This is a genomic window from Dactylosporangium sp. NPDC000244 (assembly GCF_040300725.1).
GTDB lineage: Bacteria > Actinomycetota > Actinomycetes > Mycobacteriales > Micromonosporaceae > Dactylosporangium.
In genome coordinates, this window is record NZ_JBEPEH010000022.1 from 110,088 (window position 1) to 123,873 (window position 13,786).

Sequence of the window (13,786 nt, forward strand, 5' to 3'; positions counted from 1 at the left end):
GCAGGTCCTCACGGCCCATCACGGTCCGAGCTTTTCTCCATGGCGTCCGATTGTGTTGTGAGGAGGTGTGGTCGGAGCCCTTGCGTGCCGGTGAGTGAGGTGTTGGGTGGCAGCCATTCCTCGTCGAGGTCGAAAACGATGTGGAAGCCGTTGTCGCGGTCGGTGGGGCCGAGCGTTTCACGGGGCGCCACCGGTACGCCATCGAAGAACCGTTGCCGGTACGCGACGCCGTCGTCCCACTGGTCGACGGTGACCCACAGGCTGAACGCCGCGGCCCAGCGCAGGCCGAAGTGGCGCTCCGGGCGGGGAATGGCGCCGGTGACGAGGTCTTCCGCGTCGAACTGTGGCACGTCGGGGCCGCCGGTCACCGCGATCCGCAACGGGCCCTGCACCTCGGCCCGCAGCCCGTCACGCCGCAGGCCCTCGAGGACCATCGCGGGGAGGCGGGGGTCGGTGCGCTCCACGCCGATCCACGAGCGCGGGGACCGGCGGATCAATCGGGTGTAGTTGTCGGTGACCAGGATCCTCGCCGAACTGTAGACGTCGAGTGGATCCTCGGGCATCCGGATCTGTTGCCAGCGGTGGCGGTCGTGGGGCAGGCCGGCCGCCGAGAACACCGCTCGCGCCCCTTCGGCCCAGACGTCGTCACGGGCCGTGAGCGCCTGCCGGGAACGCGACCCGCAGGTACGGCGCGAACGAGAAGTCGCGCAGCTCGACAGCGGCGAGGGCGGCCTCCAGCAGGCGCCGGAAGTCGCTCACCCGTGCACAGACCGCAGTGATCAGCGCATCGTGCGGCGTGCCCGGATGCGGCCAGCGGCCGGGCGGCGTGCGGCACGCATGGTCGAAAGCGCGCGGGTGCTCGGCAGCACGGATCAGCCGGGCGAGGACCGCTTCGTCGATCACCAGCGCAGCCCAGGCCCGCTCCTCGGGCCGGGGGTCGTTCATCGCCGCGACGAGTGCCTGCAGATCCACCCGTCCATTGTGCGGCACGGCGCCCCGCCGACCGCCCACGCCAGGCCGCGCATCCACTCCACACCACGGCGGGCGACGTCAGCGGACCCGGCCAGGTGAACGCCGGCTGGCCCATGCACCGCGGCAGCGTCGACTTCGTCGTCGTGCCGGAGTCGGCAGGGCCACGGGTGACGGCCAACGCCTGTCACCCGTGGCCGCTGTTTCCGGGCAGAGGGCGGACGCACTGCCGGCACCTTCCGCGACGGGATCGTGGACCCGCGGGGTGCGGCGTCGTCCTTTCCGGCCTGACGTCTCCGAACGGGTCAGCCGCCGGCCTTCGGAAGCACCAGTTCGGCGAACACGGCCCGGTGGTCGCTCCCCGCGACACGATAGATCACGACCTTCCGCACTCCGACACGCTTGTCGGCGAGGATGTGGTCGAGCGTCACGCTCGGGAAGTACCACCGGTTGTCGTAGGGCCACGACGGGGAGAGCCCGGCACCGGCGAGGTCGGCGGCGTCGTGGTACCCCTTCGCCACCACCCCGCGGAACGCCTTGTGGTCAAGGGTCGAGTTGAAGTCGCCCATGAGCAGGTTGACCGGCCCGCTCGGGGTCGCCGCCGGCTGCGCCGCGAGATCGGCCAGCCAACAGGCGTCCGAGGCACGGCCCATCGGAGCACACGGATGCGCCGACTCGACGTACACCTCCGGGGCGCCGGGCACGCGCACTCTGGCGTGCGCCTGCATGAAGCCGCCGGCGAGCTGTCGGTATCCCTGTTCCGCGAGCGGGAACCGGCTGTAGACGGCCGACCCGCCCGCGTCGGCCCGCGGAAAGGCGACCGCGTCGGGCAGTATCTCCTCCAGCCCGGCCGCACGCAGTGCGGCACGCCCTTCCGCGGTGTATTCCTGCACGGCGAGCAGGTCGACGGCGCCGTCGCGGACGAGACGCACGATCTGGTCGGGTTCGGCCTGGCCGTAGAGCATGTTGACGGTCATCACCCGCAGCGTCGGCCCTGCCGGAACCCCGGCATCGGTGTCGGCGATCCAGCGCGGTAGGACGCACGCGGCGAACGCGACCGCCACCCCCACCGCCGCGACCGCCGGCCAGATCCGTTTCGTCAGCACCGCGAGCGCCAGCGGCACCAACGAGACCACCGCGACGTACGGGGTGAAGGCGATGAGCTGAATGGTCGGGTAGCCGCTCTCCAGACCGAACACCCGCGCCGCCGCCCATACCGCCAACGGCGCGATCAGCAGCCACAGCAGCACGGTCAGCCACCGGCGCCGCCGTAGGGTCGCAGCGGGCACCGCGCGCGGCAGAGACTCCTCGGCACTGATCATCCCGCTAAGCGTAGGGGAATGGGCAAGTCGGCCACGATAACTCGCGGTCAGCAGGCCGCTCTCGCATCGTGTCCCGCACGCCACTACAACTTCCGGGCAAGGAAATGCCGCCGCCCGCGCGCACCGCCCGATCGCCAACTCGCTGCGGCCGCCGATCACCGCGGCCGGGCAGGGGCAGCGGCGGTCCGCCGCTGCCGCTAGTCTCGTCCCGTGTCGAGGCACGTGATGACGCCCGCCGGTCGGTATGGTGCGGCTGCGGGACTGGTCGCGCTGGTGCTCGTGCTCGGTGCGTGCACCCCGCAAGCGCAGCCGGCGCCGGCGCCGAGGACGCCAGGCACAACGGGTGCACCCCCGTCGACCACAACGCGCCCCGCGACGTCGGCAACGGCCGCCGCTGCCTCCACGTCCGCACCGGTGACGGTGACGGCGGCGACCGTCCGGTCGATCCGGGCCGTGCCGGACGCCATCGGCCCGTATGCGTGCGACCCGCCGCAGCCACCGCAGCGGCCGGAGGTCTTCGTCGAGTTGGATGCCGGCAGCTACCGGCTCGCCGACCTGGCGGTGACGCTGCAGTACGACGGGGGCGAGCACTACTCCGGGACCGCGCAGATGCGCTACGACGCGGCCAGCCGCGCATTCAGGTACCAGCTGCCACCGGCCGGCCGCGACAACCTGTCACCGTCGCAGAAAAGCGTCAGCCTGTCAGCGACCGTGGTACCGGGCGCACCGCCCGGTACCGTTGCCCCGCCAGCACCGCCCCCTGGATACATTTCAATTAGTCAATGTATAGCCCTGCCGCACGGTTCGACTTCCCGGCTGGCGGCAGGTGCACCCTGGTCAATCTCCGGCACCAGCAGCCCTGTGTTATCAACGTGACCGTGTCGATCGACCACGGGAACGAAGACGAGCCCGCGCCGCGGCCGCGCAACCGGATCCTGATCGGTTCGTGCGTCCGGGTCATCCTGGACCGCGGCAGCGCCGATCTCGAGATCCACTCGAGTGTCATGCGCCCCGCCGAATGCCGCCAGGTCCAGTGGTGACCCGCGGGCCTCACCGGCGCAGCGGGTGTGCCCGGCCGACACCGGATGAAGGCTATGCCCGTGACCGGCCCGACCGGTCGATCGCCCGGAAGTGGGCATTCGACGACGGCACCAGCAGGAAGACCAATCCCAGCACCAGGGCCAGCGTCGACAGACCGAACACGATCGCGAGCCCGGCGTTGCCGGACGTCACGAACCCGACCAACGCATAGTCGAACGCGCCGCACGCCGGTGCGGCGATCGACGCGACGAGCCAGGTCATCACGCGTGCGCCGCGCAGACCCCGCCAGACCCAGGATGCGGCGGCGGCGAAGCCCACGAATCCCCAGAACGTGACGGTGTACCCCACACTCGTCACGTAGCTGTCACCCTTGCTGCTGGCGGCCAGCAGCACGAAGAGCGTGAGTTGCAGCGCCGCGCACACCGCCAGCGACAGGGCGGCGGCGGTCACGGTGGCCGGGCGAGGTGACGACACCGGCCGACGATATCGCCTGGTCACGCATGATTGGGTGGTGAACCTGGAGCACTGGGGTATCCCGGCCGACGCCCGCGGATTACGCCCTTAGAAGCGTAGCTGCCGCAGTTCTGTGAGGCGCAGCGCGGCCGCGGCGGCCAAGTACAGCACGAGCCCGACCAGCCCAGCGAGCACCGCGGTCATGACGCTCCCCGCGAGCGCCGCGCCCACGGCGGCCACCGACGCCGCGACGAGGACCTTCGCGTGGGTGCGCACGATCCGGTGCCCGTCGATGCGGCCGAGGCGGCGGCGCAGCACGAGCGCGGTCGCGACCAGGCCGACCGTGTACGCCGCGGCGTACGCGAGCGGCACCCCGACCACGATGTCCGCGGCCGGCAGCAGCCACGTCGCGGCCGCGCAGCCGGCCACGCCGACGGTGCTGACCGCCGCGGTGATCAGGGCCGGCGACCGCGTGTCCTGCAGCGCGTAGAAGCCGCGCTGCAGGATCGTGTACGCCGCGAACGGCAGCAGCGCCAGCCCGAACGCGGCCACCACGACGCCGAGCATGGTGACACTGCGGCCGTGGCCGAACACGAGCGCGGCGACCGGCCTGCCGAGCACGACCATGCCCACGGCGGCCGGCGCGAGGGCGACGGCCGCGACCCGCACCGCGAGGGACAGGTCGCCGATGACGCGCTCGTGGTCGCGGCGGGCGGCGCTGCGGCTGAGGCGGGGCAGCATCGCGGTCATCACCGACATCGCGATGACGGCGACGGGGACCTGGAAAATCGCGTACGCGGTCTGGTACGACGTGACCCCGCCGGGCCCGCTCAGCGACGCCGCGCGCGTGGCCGCCGCGAGCATGACCTGCGCCCCGAGGACCGACAGCAGCACCCACGCGCCGAGCCGGCCTATCCGCCGCACCGCGATGCCCCGCGGGTCCAGGTGCAGCCGCAACGGGAAGCCGCTGCGCGCGAGGGCGAACACGACGAGTGCGGTCTGCCCGACGACGCCGGCGGTCGTTCCCAGTGCCAACAGCATCAGGTGTATCGTCGTGAGCCCGTCGATCCGCGTGCTGCCCCCGATCGCGAGGTACACGCCGCCGACCGCGATCACGATGAGGCTGTTGACGAGCGGCGCCCACGCGGGCACGGCGAACCGCCCGCGCATGTTGAGCACGGCCCCGGCCGTGGCCCCGACGCCGTAGGCCAGGATCTGCGGCAGGAAGTACCAGCTGAACACCACGGCGAGGTGGCGCTGCGGCCCGGTGAAGCCCGGCGCGTACACGTCCACGAGCCACGGCGCGGCGACGACGGCCACGACGGTGACGAGGCTCAGCCCGTACACCATGAGCGACAGCAGCCGTTGCGCGTACACGACGCCGTCGTCGGCCTCGGTGACCGCCGCCCGCGCGAGCAACGGCACGACGACACTGGCCATCGCCCCGCCGACGACGAGCTCGAAGACCGCGTTGGGCAGCGTGTTGGCCACGTTGTACGTGTCCAGCAGCCGGGTCCCGAGCCCGAGCGCCGCGATGAGCACCCCGATCCGCGCGAACCCCGCGACCCGCGACACCGCGGTCGCGATCGCCATCCCCCGCCCGGCACCGCGCAACGAAGCCATGCCTGTTCTTAGCAGATATCGTCGCTGGATGAGTTTCCGGCTGGCGGCGTACGCGCTGTGCATCGAGGCCCACCGGGTCCTGCTCGCCCGCTGCGGCCCGGTGTGGACGCTGCCCGGCGGCCGCGTCGAGCACGGCGAGGACCCCTTCGACACGGTACTGCGGGAGCTGCTGGAGGAGACCGGCCACACGGGCGTGGTCGACCGCCTGCTCGGCGTCGACTCACGCGTGATCCCGCCCGCCGAGGCCCGCCACGGCATCGAGCACCAGAACGTCGGGATCTTCTACCGGGTCCGCGTCGCCGGCGGCACCCTGCGGCCCGAGCCGAACGGCGACACCGCCGAACCGTCCTGGACCCCGATCGCCGGCGTCACCGCCCTGCGCCGCTCGTCCCTCGTCGACGTCGGCCTCGCCCTGGCGCTGACGACGCCCGCCACCGGGCACGTGGCCCCGGTCCCGGTCGGCGGCCTCGTCCAGCACTGAGCGCGCGGGAGGTGTGGACAGCCCCGCGGCGGGCAACGGCACGGCATGGACAACCTGTTCGGCGAGGCGTGGCTGGCCTCGGCCGTCGAGCTGCTCGTCCGGATCGTCGAGGTCGCCGGCGCGATCGTCGTCTTCGTCGGCGCGATCGTCGCGTTCGGGCGGTTCGTGGTCGCCGCGGTCCGCACCCGGAGCACCGAGAGCTTCGTGCCCATCCGGCTTGGGCTCGGCCGGTTCCTCGCGCTCGGCCTGGAGTTCCAGCTCGCCTCGGACATCCTGCGCACCGCGATCGCCCCGACGCTGCGCGGGATCGGCGAGCTCGCCGCCATCGCCGCGATCCGCACCGCACTCAACTACTTCCTGGGCCGCGAGATCAAGGAGGAGCGAGCCGAGCTGGCGCGACGGGACGCGGGTGGCCCGCTGGGATGAGCGTGCTGCTGGGATACGCCGCGCTCGGCTGCATCGCCGCCGGGCTCGTCACCGGCGCCGTCACCCTGGCGCTCGGCCGGGACGTGCGGGAGGCGCTGCGGATGGCCCTGGACTTCTGGCTCGCCGCCGGGCTGCTGCGCCTGGGCGCGACGCCGGGCTGGGAGCCGCTGCTGGTCGCCGCGACGATCCTGGCGATCCGGCAGCTCGTGGGCTGGTCGCTGCGCGGGACCGGCCGCGTGTAGGGGCCGTGACACCGTCCGGTTGCTAGTCTCGCGGGGTGACGTACCCCCGGCGCAACCCCCGGCCGAATCTGCCGGCGCGGGTGCGGGAGGTGCGGGACGTCACCGGTTCGATGCGCGAGATCGACCTCGTCGGCCCCGACGTGCCCAGCCTGCGGGTCCGCCCCGGTGCGCACCTCGTGGTGCGGGTGCCCGCCGACGACGGCGAGGCGCGCCGGGTGTACTCCATCTGGCGCCACGACCCCGCAAGCTCCCTGCTGTCGCTGCGCATCGCCCTGCACGACGCCGACGGGCCGGGCTGCGCCTGGGCCCGCAAGGCGGAACCCGGCGACCGGATCACGCTGGAGCCGCCGCGCACCAAGATCACGCTGGATGACGGCGGCGTTCCACGTCTTCGGCGGGGGGACGAGACGGGTGCGGTACCGTTTCCTCTCAGTGCGCTCGGGTGAGCACACGGTCGGTCGTCCCGCCTTGCGGTGAGACGGTCCCGGTCTGACCGACTGGCGTCGTGCCGGGTTCACGCTTCGTAGCCACCTGCCCGCGTACGCGGGTCTTCTGGTCGGCTCCACGTGCTGCCACCGGGCCACTCCCGGCGGTGTCGAATGCAGCCGCCAAGGCGGCCAGGTTCAGGGCGGCGTTGCGGTCACGGTCCACGACCAGGCCGCACGCCTCGCAGTGATATTCACGCTCGGCCAGGGCCAGCTTGGCTTTCGCCGCACCACAGCCTGAGCAGGTTTTGCTGGACGGGTACCAGCGGTCGGCCACCAGTATCCGGCCACCGTACCATTGCGTCTTGTACGCCAACTGGCGGCGGATCTGCGCGAACCCGGCGTCGGCGACGTGCCGCGCGAGACTCCGATTGCCGAGCATGCCAGTGACGTTGAGGTCTTCGACCACAACGGTGCCGTGCTCGCGGGCAAGCCGGGTGGTGAGCTTGTGCAGGCCATCGCGGCGCAGGTTCGCCACCCGCGCGTGGGCTTGGCCGAGCCTGGCAGCGGCGCGTTCCCATCGCTTCGACGGCCGCCGGCCGGTGCGCCGGTCCGGGCCGGTCTTGCGGGACAGCGCCCGGCCGAGCGCGCGGAGCCGGGTCTGTGCGCCGGCCAGGTGACGCGGGTTCGGCACAAGTTCGCCGGTCGACAGCACCGCAAGATGTTTGATCCCGACGTCCACCCCGACCACCGAATCCGGCCGCGCCGGGTGCCGTTCGACGCGTTCGACCTCGACGGTGAACGACACGTGCCAGCGTCCGCCGTCACGGCGCACGGCCGCGGACATGATCCGTGCCGTGCCTGCCTCGAGACGGCGGGCGAGTTTGCGGGCGGACTCGTGCAGTTTCAACCGGCCCAGCCGCGGGAGCACGACGTGCATGCGGTCCGGCTCGACCCGGATCGCGCCGGTGGTGAACCGTACCGATGGCGCGGTTCGGCGGCGGGACTTCAACCGCGGAAACCCGGCTGGCCGCCCCGCGCGTTTCCCAGTTCGGGAGTCGGCCCAGTTCTTCAACGCACGAGCGAGTGCATCCAAACCGGTGTTGAACGCCTCCTTGGAGACACCACCCCACCACGGCGCAACGTCGTTCTTCGCGGCGTTCCACGCCTTCCGCAGACCAGCGAGCGACCAGGACAGCGACGGCGTCAGCAGTTCGTCCGGCACACCGTACGAACGTTCCGCGCTGCGCTGGTCCATCACAGCCTTGACCCTCGCGAGCGCCCAGTTGTGCGCAACCCGGGCCGCCCTAGCATGCGCCAGGACATCCCGCACCTGACCCGAGGTCAGGTCGAGCGCGAACCGGTACGCCTGGACGGTCTTCACACCGGGCCGCTTCCGGTTGCGGCCTCGACCGCGCGGCGGGCACGGTTCGCGGCGGCACGTCGGCCGTAAAGCCCTGCGCACAGCGACGTCAGGATCTCGGGTACATCGCGAACCAGGTCGTCATCGACCTCGGCCGGATCGACCACCAGCAGTCGACGGCCCTGCGCGCTCAGCGCGGCCTCGACGTACGCGGCGCCGAAGCGGGCGAACCGATCACGGTGCTCGACCACGATCGTCGACACGGCCGGGTCGCACAGCAGCGCGAGGAACTTCTTGCGATGCCCGTTCAACGCGGAGCCGACCTCGGTCACCACGCGGTCCACGCCGAGCTTCCGGCCGGTGACCGGCTCCCGACCATGATCAGCCGACCGATCCGGCAGGTGGGAACGGGCAATGTCCCGGCCGCGTACTGCCGCCGAGCGGCGATGTACGCGACGCCGGTCGACGTCGCCCATTCCTTCAGATTCGCAAGAGCATCATAGCTGTCTCAAGAGCGCCAAGATGCACGCCTTGCCAGCGGCTAGCTACCCCTTCTGGCCATGCGAGCCGCGTTGCACCGCTCGGCACCGGGGCGCCCGGCGCTCGGCGTCTTCGAGTCCGTGAGCGAGGCGGACGAGATGCCCGGCTTCCCCGGCGTGCCCGCCCTGCCCTGGGTCCACCGCGGCCGGGCGTCCGCGGTCGCGTCCCGGGTGCTGCTGCGCGCCGTCGCCGATCTGGACCTGCCCGCCGGCCCGGGCGCGGCGTATGTGGCCGGGGAGAGCGAGACCTGCCGCCTCCTGCAGCGCGTGCTCATCGAGCAGCGTGGCTTCTCCCGCCGGGCCGTGCACACCCAGCCGCAGTGGCAACCGGGCCGCCCCGGCTTCGGCGCCGGCACCGACTGACCGGCCCGACCCCGCTGCGCGCGCGGGTTCAGTTGATCTAGTGTGCGTAGCCGTGCGTCGTATCGTGCTTGTCACCGCTGTCGCCGCGGCCCTGCTGCTGTCCGGGTGCTCCGGCGCCGACGATCCCGGCAAGCATGCGGGGCCTTCACCGTCGCCATCGCCGGTTGAGGTGCTGCCCGCGGTCGGGGCGTGTCTGACGTCGGGCGGCAACATCGCGTACGCCGACAAGGCCGACCCGGTCGCCAAGGAGGTCGGCTGCGACACGCCGCACAAGCTCGAGGTGGCGGGCACCGGCCGGTTCCCGGACGGCGGGCAGGTCCCCGGCTGGGGCAGCGCCGCAATGCGCGCCGCGTACGCCGAATGCGGCAAGGCCGCCACCGCGTACCTGGGCGCCGACTGGCACAACGGCTGGCTGTTCCTGCACATCGGCCGCCCCGCCAGTTCCGACTGGGCCGCCGGCGCCCGCGGCTACGTGTGCGGGATCGCGGAGTTCGAACGCACCGACTGGTCCGCTCCCGCCCTCGCGCGCACCGGGACCCTGAAGGGCGACCTGGCCGCCGGAGGCCCCGGGAAGGTCGCCCAGCGCTGCGCGACGCTGATCGGCCACAGTCCCGACCCTCAGGGCTTCTACGACGGCGCCAGCCAGAAGCGGGCCGACTGCGCGACCCTGCACGACGCCGAGTACGCCGGCTCCATCGAGCAGCCGGACGGGGTGTACCCGGCGTATGAGTCGCAGCAGGCCTTCGTGGGCAAGAAGTGCGACGCCCTGGTCGCGAGCCTGCTCGGGCTGACGCCGCAGGCCCTGGGCAAGCGCCGCGACGTGCGCAGCCTGTTCACGTACCTCGACGACCAGTCGGAGTGGCAGGCCGGCGAGCGCTCGCACCTCTGCTATGCGACGGTCGCGCAGAGCCACAAGATCCGCGCGAGCATCAAGGGTCTCGGGACGGGGCCGCTGCCGTACTGAGGCCCTTGCGCGCCGGGCTCGTATTGGCGAGCATCGTTGCATGACTTCGATGCTCCGCCGCCTCGCGCTGGTGTCCGCGGTCGGCGTTGGAACGCTCCTGCTGGCCCCGGTCACCCCGGCGTCCGCCTACAGCGCCTGCGCCGCCGGCACGATGTGCGGCTGGCTGTACTACTCCGACGCCGCCCGCACCCACCAGCAGGGCGGCCACACCACGAACTGCCAGGGCGTCGTGCTCGACTGGGGCATCAAGTCCGGCTACTCGACGTACATCTCGCAGTCCTGCGGCGACGGCCCCAACCCGGTGTAGGTCAGACCGCGCCGCGGACCGTCGCCACCAGCCCGAGGACCTCGCCGCGCAGGTCCTCGGCGAGCCGGCCGAGTCCAGGTCCGGCGCCGCGATCCTCGCGCTCGGTGGCGGCGGCGACGCCGTCGACCAGGCCGCTCATCTCCCGCAGGGCTCCCGTGACCGACTCGAGCACGCCGATCGCCGCGGCCGCCGCCGTCTGCACGTTGCCGACCTGGGCCACGATGTCCTCGCTGAACGTCGCGGTCTCCGAGGCGAGCGTCTTGACCTCGGTCGCCACGACGTTGAAGCCGCGGCCGGCCCCGCCGGCCCGGGCGGCCTCGATGGTGGCGTTGAGGGCCAGCAGCCGGGTCTGCGACGCGACCTGGGTGATGAGGTCGACCGCGCGGCGGATCTGCTCCGACGCGCTACGCAGACCGCCGACGGTGACCATCCCCTGCTCGGCGTCGCTGACGGCATCGGCGGCGAAGCGGGCCAGGCCGTGCGCCGACGCGCCGAGCTGGGTGGCGGCCGCCGCCACCTGCTCCGACACGCGCAGCACGACCGACTCGAGGCGGTCGGCGAGGTCCAGCCGCCGGCGATCGGCCGCGACCAGGCCGGCGGCCGCGTCCCGCAGGCGCTCGGTGGCCCGGTTGATCTGGGCCGCGCCGAGGCCGAACGCGCCCAGCATGCCTTGCGGCAGGAAGCGGCGGTGGAAGCGCCCCTCGGCGGCCGCGGTCAGCGCCGCGCCGGACTCCCGCACGAACGCGTCGGTCACGTCGAGCAGCCCGTTGACCGCGTCCCGCGCCGCGGCCGCCTCCGGCAGCGGGCCGAGGTCGGGCACACGCGCCTCCAGGTCACCGGCCGCCACGCGCTCGGCGACCCGCGCCAGCGTCAGCAGCGCCGCCGCGGCCGCATCCGCGGCCGGAGGCTCCTGCTGGCGTCGTCCGATCCGCACGCGGCTCACCGCCCGCTCGGTGCGAGCCCGCCGGCCGGCGACCAGACGAACTCGTCGTAGGTGCGGCCCTCGCCGTCGAGGCGGCCCAGCAGCAGCTCGAGCCCGGCCGCGGCGGCCTCGCCGGCCCTTGAGTGCCGCCGCTCCTCGGCCCGCATTGCCGCATACAGCGGGCCGACCGCGGCGATCGCCGACCGGTCCGGGCGGCGGCGGCTGGAGTGGTAGCCGACGATCCGGCCGGCCCGGTCGAACGACGGCGTCACGTGCGCCAGCACCCAGTAGTGCGCGCCGTCGCGGGCGAGGTTGAGCACGTAGGCGAACACCTCGTCGCCCGCCTGGATCGAGTCCCACAGGAGCTTGAACACGCCCGCCGGCATGTCGGGATGCCGGATGATGTTGTGGGGCCGGCCGACCGCCTCGGCCTCCGTCACGCTCGACACCTTCTGGAAGACCGGATTGGCGTACGTGATCACGCCCTTGAGGTCGGTCTTGGTCACGATCAGCTCATGCTCGCCGAAGCTGCGCTCCTGCCCTGTCGGCCGGACGGCGGCTGTACGCATCGACCTCACCTCTCCGCCTCCCGCATCGGCACGGCGCCGCGCCGGTTGAGCGAAACGTCGACGCCTTACCGCTCTCCCCCGCCCGGCCGCGCCAGTCGCGTTCGGGCAGCACGAGTTCGACGTCCTGCCCACCCTGGCACCGCAGACCTAGGCCACGAGCGGCACCCGCACGCCGTCAGCCGTTGGGGTAGGCCGCCGTCGGCCACCTCGATGTCCAGGGCGCGGGCTTTCGCGAAGGCGGCGGCGCGCTCGTTGTCGGTGGTGGTGAGCCGGTGCGCCTGGGCCGGCGCCCGGTCGCGCAGGGTGGCGATGGGGCCGTGGTAGACGACCTGGCCGGTGCGCATGATGGTGACGTCGTCGCAGATCTGCTCGACCTCGGCCATGTCGTGGCTGGACAGCAGCACGGTCAGGCCGCTGCCGGCGTGGCGCTTGACGAGGGCGCGCATGTCGCGGATGCCGGCCGGGTCGAGGCCGTTCGCGGGCTCGTCGAGGACCAGCAGCCGCGGCTGGCGCGGCAGGGCGGCGGCGACGCCGAGGCGCTGGCGCATGCCGAAGGAGTAGCCGCGGACCTTCTCCTTGTCCCGGCCGAGCAGGTCGACGGCGTTGACCGCCAGCACATCGCTCATGTCCGCCGACGCTAGAGACGCCACATGAAACAGACATGAAGCCGCTACTCGCGGCGGCGTGCGCGGCGGAGCAGCAGCCAGGCGGCCACGACGGCGACGAGCGCCGCCACCGCGTACCACTGGAAACGGCCGACCGCGGCATGGATCGCCGGCAGGTGGTCACCGACCAGGTACCCGGCCGTCGTCCACAAGCCCACCCACAGCGCCGCGCCGAGCGCGTTGAACACGACGAACCGCCGCCACGGCATGCCGGTAACCCCGGCCACGACCCCGTTGAGCTGCCGCAGGCCCTCGACGAACCGGGCGGCGGCGACGACGATCGGGCCGCGGCGGGCCATGAACCGCTCCATCCGCTCCAGCCGTGCCTCGCTCAGCCGGACGTACCGGCCGAAGCGCAGCACGAGCCGACGCCCGCCGGAGCGGCCGATCCAGTACCCGATGCTGTCCCCGGCGACCGCCGCGGCGAACGCGACCGCACCCACGGCGATGACGTTGAGCCGGCCGTGCCCGGCCAGCCCGGCGGCCAGAATGATCAGGGTCTCGCCCGGGGCCGGCACCCCGAACCCCTCCACGAGCACGATCAGGGCCAGGCCAAGGTAGCCGTAGTGATCGACCAGCGCATGCATCGCGACGCCTCCTCATGTCCGCCGTGACCGGACGGTAGGCCGCCGAAGATGAAAGGAGGATGAACGCCGCCGGTGGCGTGATGCACTCGGCGGCATGCGCGTACTGGTAGTGGAGGACGAGCGGCGCCTCGCCCAGCTGGTCGCCCGCGGCCTGGCCGAGGCCGGCCACGACACCGAGACCCGGCACACCGGCCCGGACGGGCTGCTCGCCGCGGCCACCGGCCGCTTCGACGCGGTGGCGGCGCGTGCCGCTGCGGGTCCGGCTCATCGCCGGGTTCGCCGCGGCCATGCTGGTCGTGCTCACCGGGGCGGGCGGGTTCGTGTACCTGCGGGTGCAGTACGCCCTGGACCGGCGCCTCGATGCCGACCTCACCACCGAGAGCGCGGCGGTCGCGGCCGCCCTGCACGACGGCACCCTCGGCCCCCGCAACCCCGCGATCGTCTCCGGCGGCCTGTACCAGATCCTCGACCGCTCCGGCGCGGTCCTGCGGGCCAGCCCCGGCCTCACCACCCGGCCGCTGCTCA

19 protein-coding genes and 1 pseudogene are annotated in these 13,786 nt (G+C 72.8%); 9 read left to right on the top strand and 11 right to left on the bottom strand.

Features of this window, described 5'->3' with window-relative positions:
* Window positions 1–8 precede the first annotated feature (8 nt).
* The 3 genes from ABT369_RS29945 to ABT369_RS29955 all read right to left on the bottom strand — a co-directional run bounded on the left by ABT369_RS29945 (window position 9) and on the right by ABT369_RS29955 (window position 2,291).
* Entirely contained in the window at window positions 9–617 is a 609-nt protein-coding gene (locus ABT369_RS29945) for a hypothetical protein (protein ID WP_350616932.1), read from the bottom strand.
* A 28-nt stretch (window positions 618–645) separates the two neighbouring features.
* Entirely contained in the window at window positions 646–972 is a 327-nt protein-coding gene (locus tag ABT369_RS29950; protein WP_350616934.1) for a hypothetical protein, read from the bottom strand.
* Between the two features lie 302 nt (window positions 973–1,274).
* Window positions 1,275–2,291: an endonuclease/exonuclease/phosphatase family protein gene (locus ABT369_RS29955; protein ID WP_350616936.1), complete on the bottom strand. Its 1,017-nt coding sequence runs from the start codon at window positions 2,289–2,291 to the stop codon at window positions 1,275–1,277.
* A 414-nt stretch (window positions 2,292–2,705) separates the two neighbouring features.
* Here ABT369_RS29955 and ABT369_RS29960 point away from each other — a divergent pair, with 414 nt between their 5' ends.
* Entirely contained in the window at window positions 2,706–3,167 is a 462-nt protein-coding gene (locus tag ABT369_RS29960; protein ID WP_350616938.1) for a hypothetical protein, read from the top strand.
* Window positions 3,164–3,331 (top strand): hypothetical protein, encoded by a 168-nt coding sequence (locus ABT369_RS29965; protein WP_350616940.1) that lies wholly within the window; start codon window positions 3,164–3,166, stop codon window positions 3,329–3,331. Before ABT369_RS29960 ends, ABT369_RS29965 begins: the two co-directional genes overlap by 4 nt.
* Window positions 3,332–3,383: 52 nt before the next feature.
* Here the strand turns inward: ABT369_RS29965 and ABT369_RS29970 are convergent, their stop codons facing one another.
* Together ABT369_RS29970 and murJ are read right to left on the bottom strand one after the other, a co-directional pair.
* Complete coding sequence (locus ABT369_RS29970; protein ID WP_350616942.1) at window positions 3,384–3,782, bottom strand: hypothetical protein; 399 nt, start codon at window positions 3,780–3,782, stop codon at window positions 3,384–3,386.
* A gap of 111 nt (window positions 3,783–3,893) precedes the next feature.
* Window positions 3,894–5,378 (bottom strand): murein biosynthesis integral membrane protein MurJ, encoded by a 1,485-nt coding sequence (gene murJ, locus ABT369_RS29975; RefSeq protein ID WP_350617110.1) that lies wholly within the window; start codon window positions 5,376–5,378, stop codon window positions 3,894–3,896.
* Window positions 5,379–5,436: 58 nt separating this feature from the next.
* Between murJ and ABT369_RS29980 the strand changes: the two genes are divergently transcribed.
* Genes ABT369_RS29980 through ABT369_RS29995 form a run of 4 tightly spaced genes read left to right on the top strand, consistent with a single transcriptional unit; the run spans window position 5,437 to window position 7,003 of the window.
* The gene (locus ABT369_RS29980; RefSeq protein ID WP_350616944.1) at window positions 5,437–5,889 is read left to right on the top strand and encodes an NUDIX hydrolase; all 453 of its coding nucleotides are present in this window, start codon (window positions 5,437–5,439) and stop codon (window positions 5,887–5,889) included.
* Between the two features lie 45 nt (window positions 5,890–5,934).
* Entirely contained in the window at window positions 5,935–6,315 is a 381-nt protein-coding gene (locus ABT369_RS29985) for a DUF1622 domain-containing protein (RefSeq protein WP_350616945.1), read from the top strand.
* Window positions 6,312–6,557 carry a hypothetical protein gene (locus tag ABT369_RS29990; RefSeq protein WP_350616947.1) on the top strand — a complete coding sequence of 82 codons (246 nt, stop codon included), beginning with the start codon at window positions 6,312–6,314 and terminating at the stop codon, window positions 6,555–6,557. The genes ABT369_RS29985 and ABT369_RS29990 overlap by 4 nt, the downstream gene beginning before the upstream one ends.
* A gap of 35 nt (window positions 6,558–6,592) precedes the next feature.
* Window positions 6,593–7,003: a siderophore-interacting protein gene (locus ABT369_RS29995; protein WP_350616949.1), complete on the top strand. Its 411-nt coding sequence runs from the start codon at window positions 6,593–6,595 to the stop codon at window positions 7,001–7,003.
* Here ABT369_RS29995 and tnpB read toward each other — a convergent pair.
* Both tnpB and ABT369_RS30005 read right to left on the bottom strand, forming a co-directional pair.
* Entirely contained in the window at window positions 6,987–8,366 is a 1,380-nt protein-coding gene (gene tnpB, locus ABT369_RS30000) for an IS607 family element RNA-guided endonuclease TnpB (RefSeq protein WP_350616951.1), read from the bottom strand. The genes ABT369_RS29995 and tnpB overlap by 17 nt on opposite strands.
* Window positions 8,363–8,829, bottom strand: a pseudogene (locus tag ABT369_RS30005) (IS607 family transposase). The gene tnpB and the pseudogene ABT369_RS30005 overlap by 4 nt, the downstream one beginning before the upstream one ends.
* 76 nt (window positions 8,830–8,905) lie before the next feature.
* Between ABT369_RS30005 and ABT369_RS30010 the strand changes: the two are divergent.
* From ABT369_RS30010 to ABT369_RS30020, 3 genes are read left to right on the top strand one after another with little or no spacing between them, the layout of a single operon-like run.
* Window positions 8,906–9,247 (top strand): SIP domain-containing protein, encoded by a 342-nt coding sequence (locus tag ABT369_RS30010; RefSeq protein WP_350616953.1) that lies wholly within the window; start codon window positions 8,906–8,908, stop codon window positions 9,245–9,247.
* A gap of 52 nt (window positions 9,248–9,299) precedes the next feature.
* Window positions 9,300–10,211, top strand: a complete 912-nt coding sequence (locus ABT369_RS30015; protein ID WP_350616955.1) for a septum formation family protein — start codon at window positions 9,300–9,302, stop codon at window positions 10,209–10,211.
* Window positions 10,212–10,251: 40 nt separating this feature from the next.
* Entirely contained in the window at window positions 10,252–10,518 is a 267-nt protein-coding gene (locus tag ABT369_RS30020; RefSeq protein ID WP_350616957.1) for a DUF6289 family protein, read from the top strand.
* A gap of 1 nt (window position 10,519) precedes the next feature.
* Here the strand turns inward: ABT369_RS30020 and ABT369_RS30025 are convergent, their stop codons facing one another.
* From ABT369_RS30025 to ABT369_RS30040, 4 genes are all read right to left on the bottom strand, one after another.
* Window positions 10,520–11,452: a methyl-accepting chemotaxis protein gene (locus ABT369_RS30025; protein WP_350616959.1), complete on the bottom strand. Its 933-nt coding sequence runs from the start codon at window positions 11,450–11,452 to the stop codon at window positions 10,520–10,522.
* 5 nt (window positions 11,453–11,457) lie between these two features.
* On the bottom strand, window positions 11,458–12,009 hold the full coding sequence (locus ABT369_RS30030) for a PAS domain-containing protein (RefSeq protein ID WP_350616961.1): 552 nt from the start codon (window positions 12,007–12,009) through the stop codon (window positions 11,458–11,460).
* Window positions 12,010–12,074: 65 nt separating this feature from the next.
* On the bottom strand, window positions 12,075–12,635 hold the full coding sequence (locus ABT369_RS30035; RefSeq protein WP_350616963.1) for an AAA family ATPase: 561 nt from the start codon (window positions 12,633–12,635) through the stop codon (window positions 12,075–12,077).
* 44 nt (window positions 12,636–12,679) lie between these two features.
* Window positions 12,680–13,261, bottom strand: coding sequence for a DedA family protein (locus ABT369_RS30040; RefSeq protein WP_350616965.1), 582 nt, complete (start codon window positions 13,259–13,261; stop codon window positions 12,680–12,682).
* Window positions 13,262–13,786: the final 525 nt, after the last annotated feature.

Bases quoted from the DNA above. Each gene is read 5' to 3' on its own strand.
- ABT369_RS29955 (WP_350616936.1), bottom strand. From the start codon at position 2,291: ATGATCAGTGCCGAGGAGTCTCTGCCGCGCGCGGTGCCCGCTGCGACC.
- murJ (WP_350617110.1), bottom strand. From the start codon at position 5,378: ATGGCGATCGCGACCGCGGTGTCGCGGGTCGCGGGGTTCGCGCGGATC.
- ABT369_RS29980 (WP_350616944.1), top strand. From the start codon at position 5,437: ATGAGTTTCCGGCTGGCGGCGTACGCGCTGTGCATCGAGGCCCACCGG.
- ABT369_RS29985 (WP_350616945.1), top strand. From the start codon at position 5,935: ATGGACAACCTGTTCGGCGAGGCGTGGCTGGCCTCGGCCGTCGAGCTG.
- ABT369_RS29990 (WP_350616947.1), top strand. From the start codon at position 6,312: ATGAGCGTGCTGCTGGGATACGCCGCGCTCGGCTGCATCGCCGCCGGG.
- ABT369_RS30010 (WP_350616953.1), top strand. From the start codon at position 8,906: ATGCGAGCCGCGTTGCACCGCTCGGCACCGGGGCGCCCGGCGCTCGGC.
- ABT369_RS30020 (WP_350616957.1), top strand. From the start codon at position 10,252: ATGACTTCGATGCTCCGCCGCCTCGCGCTGGTGTCCGCGGTCGGCGTT.
- ABT369_RS30030 (WP_350616961.1), bottom strand. From the start codon at position 12,009: ATGCGTACAGCCGCCGTCCGGCCGACAGGGCAGGAGCGCAGCTTCGGC.
- ABT369_RS30035 (WP_350616963.1), bottom strand. From the start codon at position 12,635: ATGAGCGATGTGCTGGCGGTCAACGCCGTCGACCTGCTCGGCCGGGAC.
- ABT369_RS30040 (WP_350616965.1), bottom strand. From the start codon at position 13,261: ATGCATGCGCTGGTCGATCACTACGGCTACCTTGGCCTGGCCCTGATC.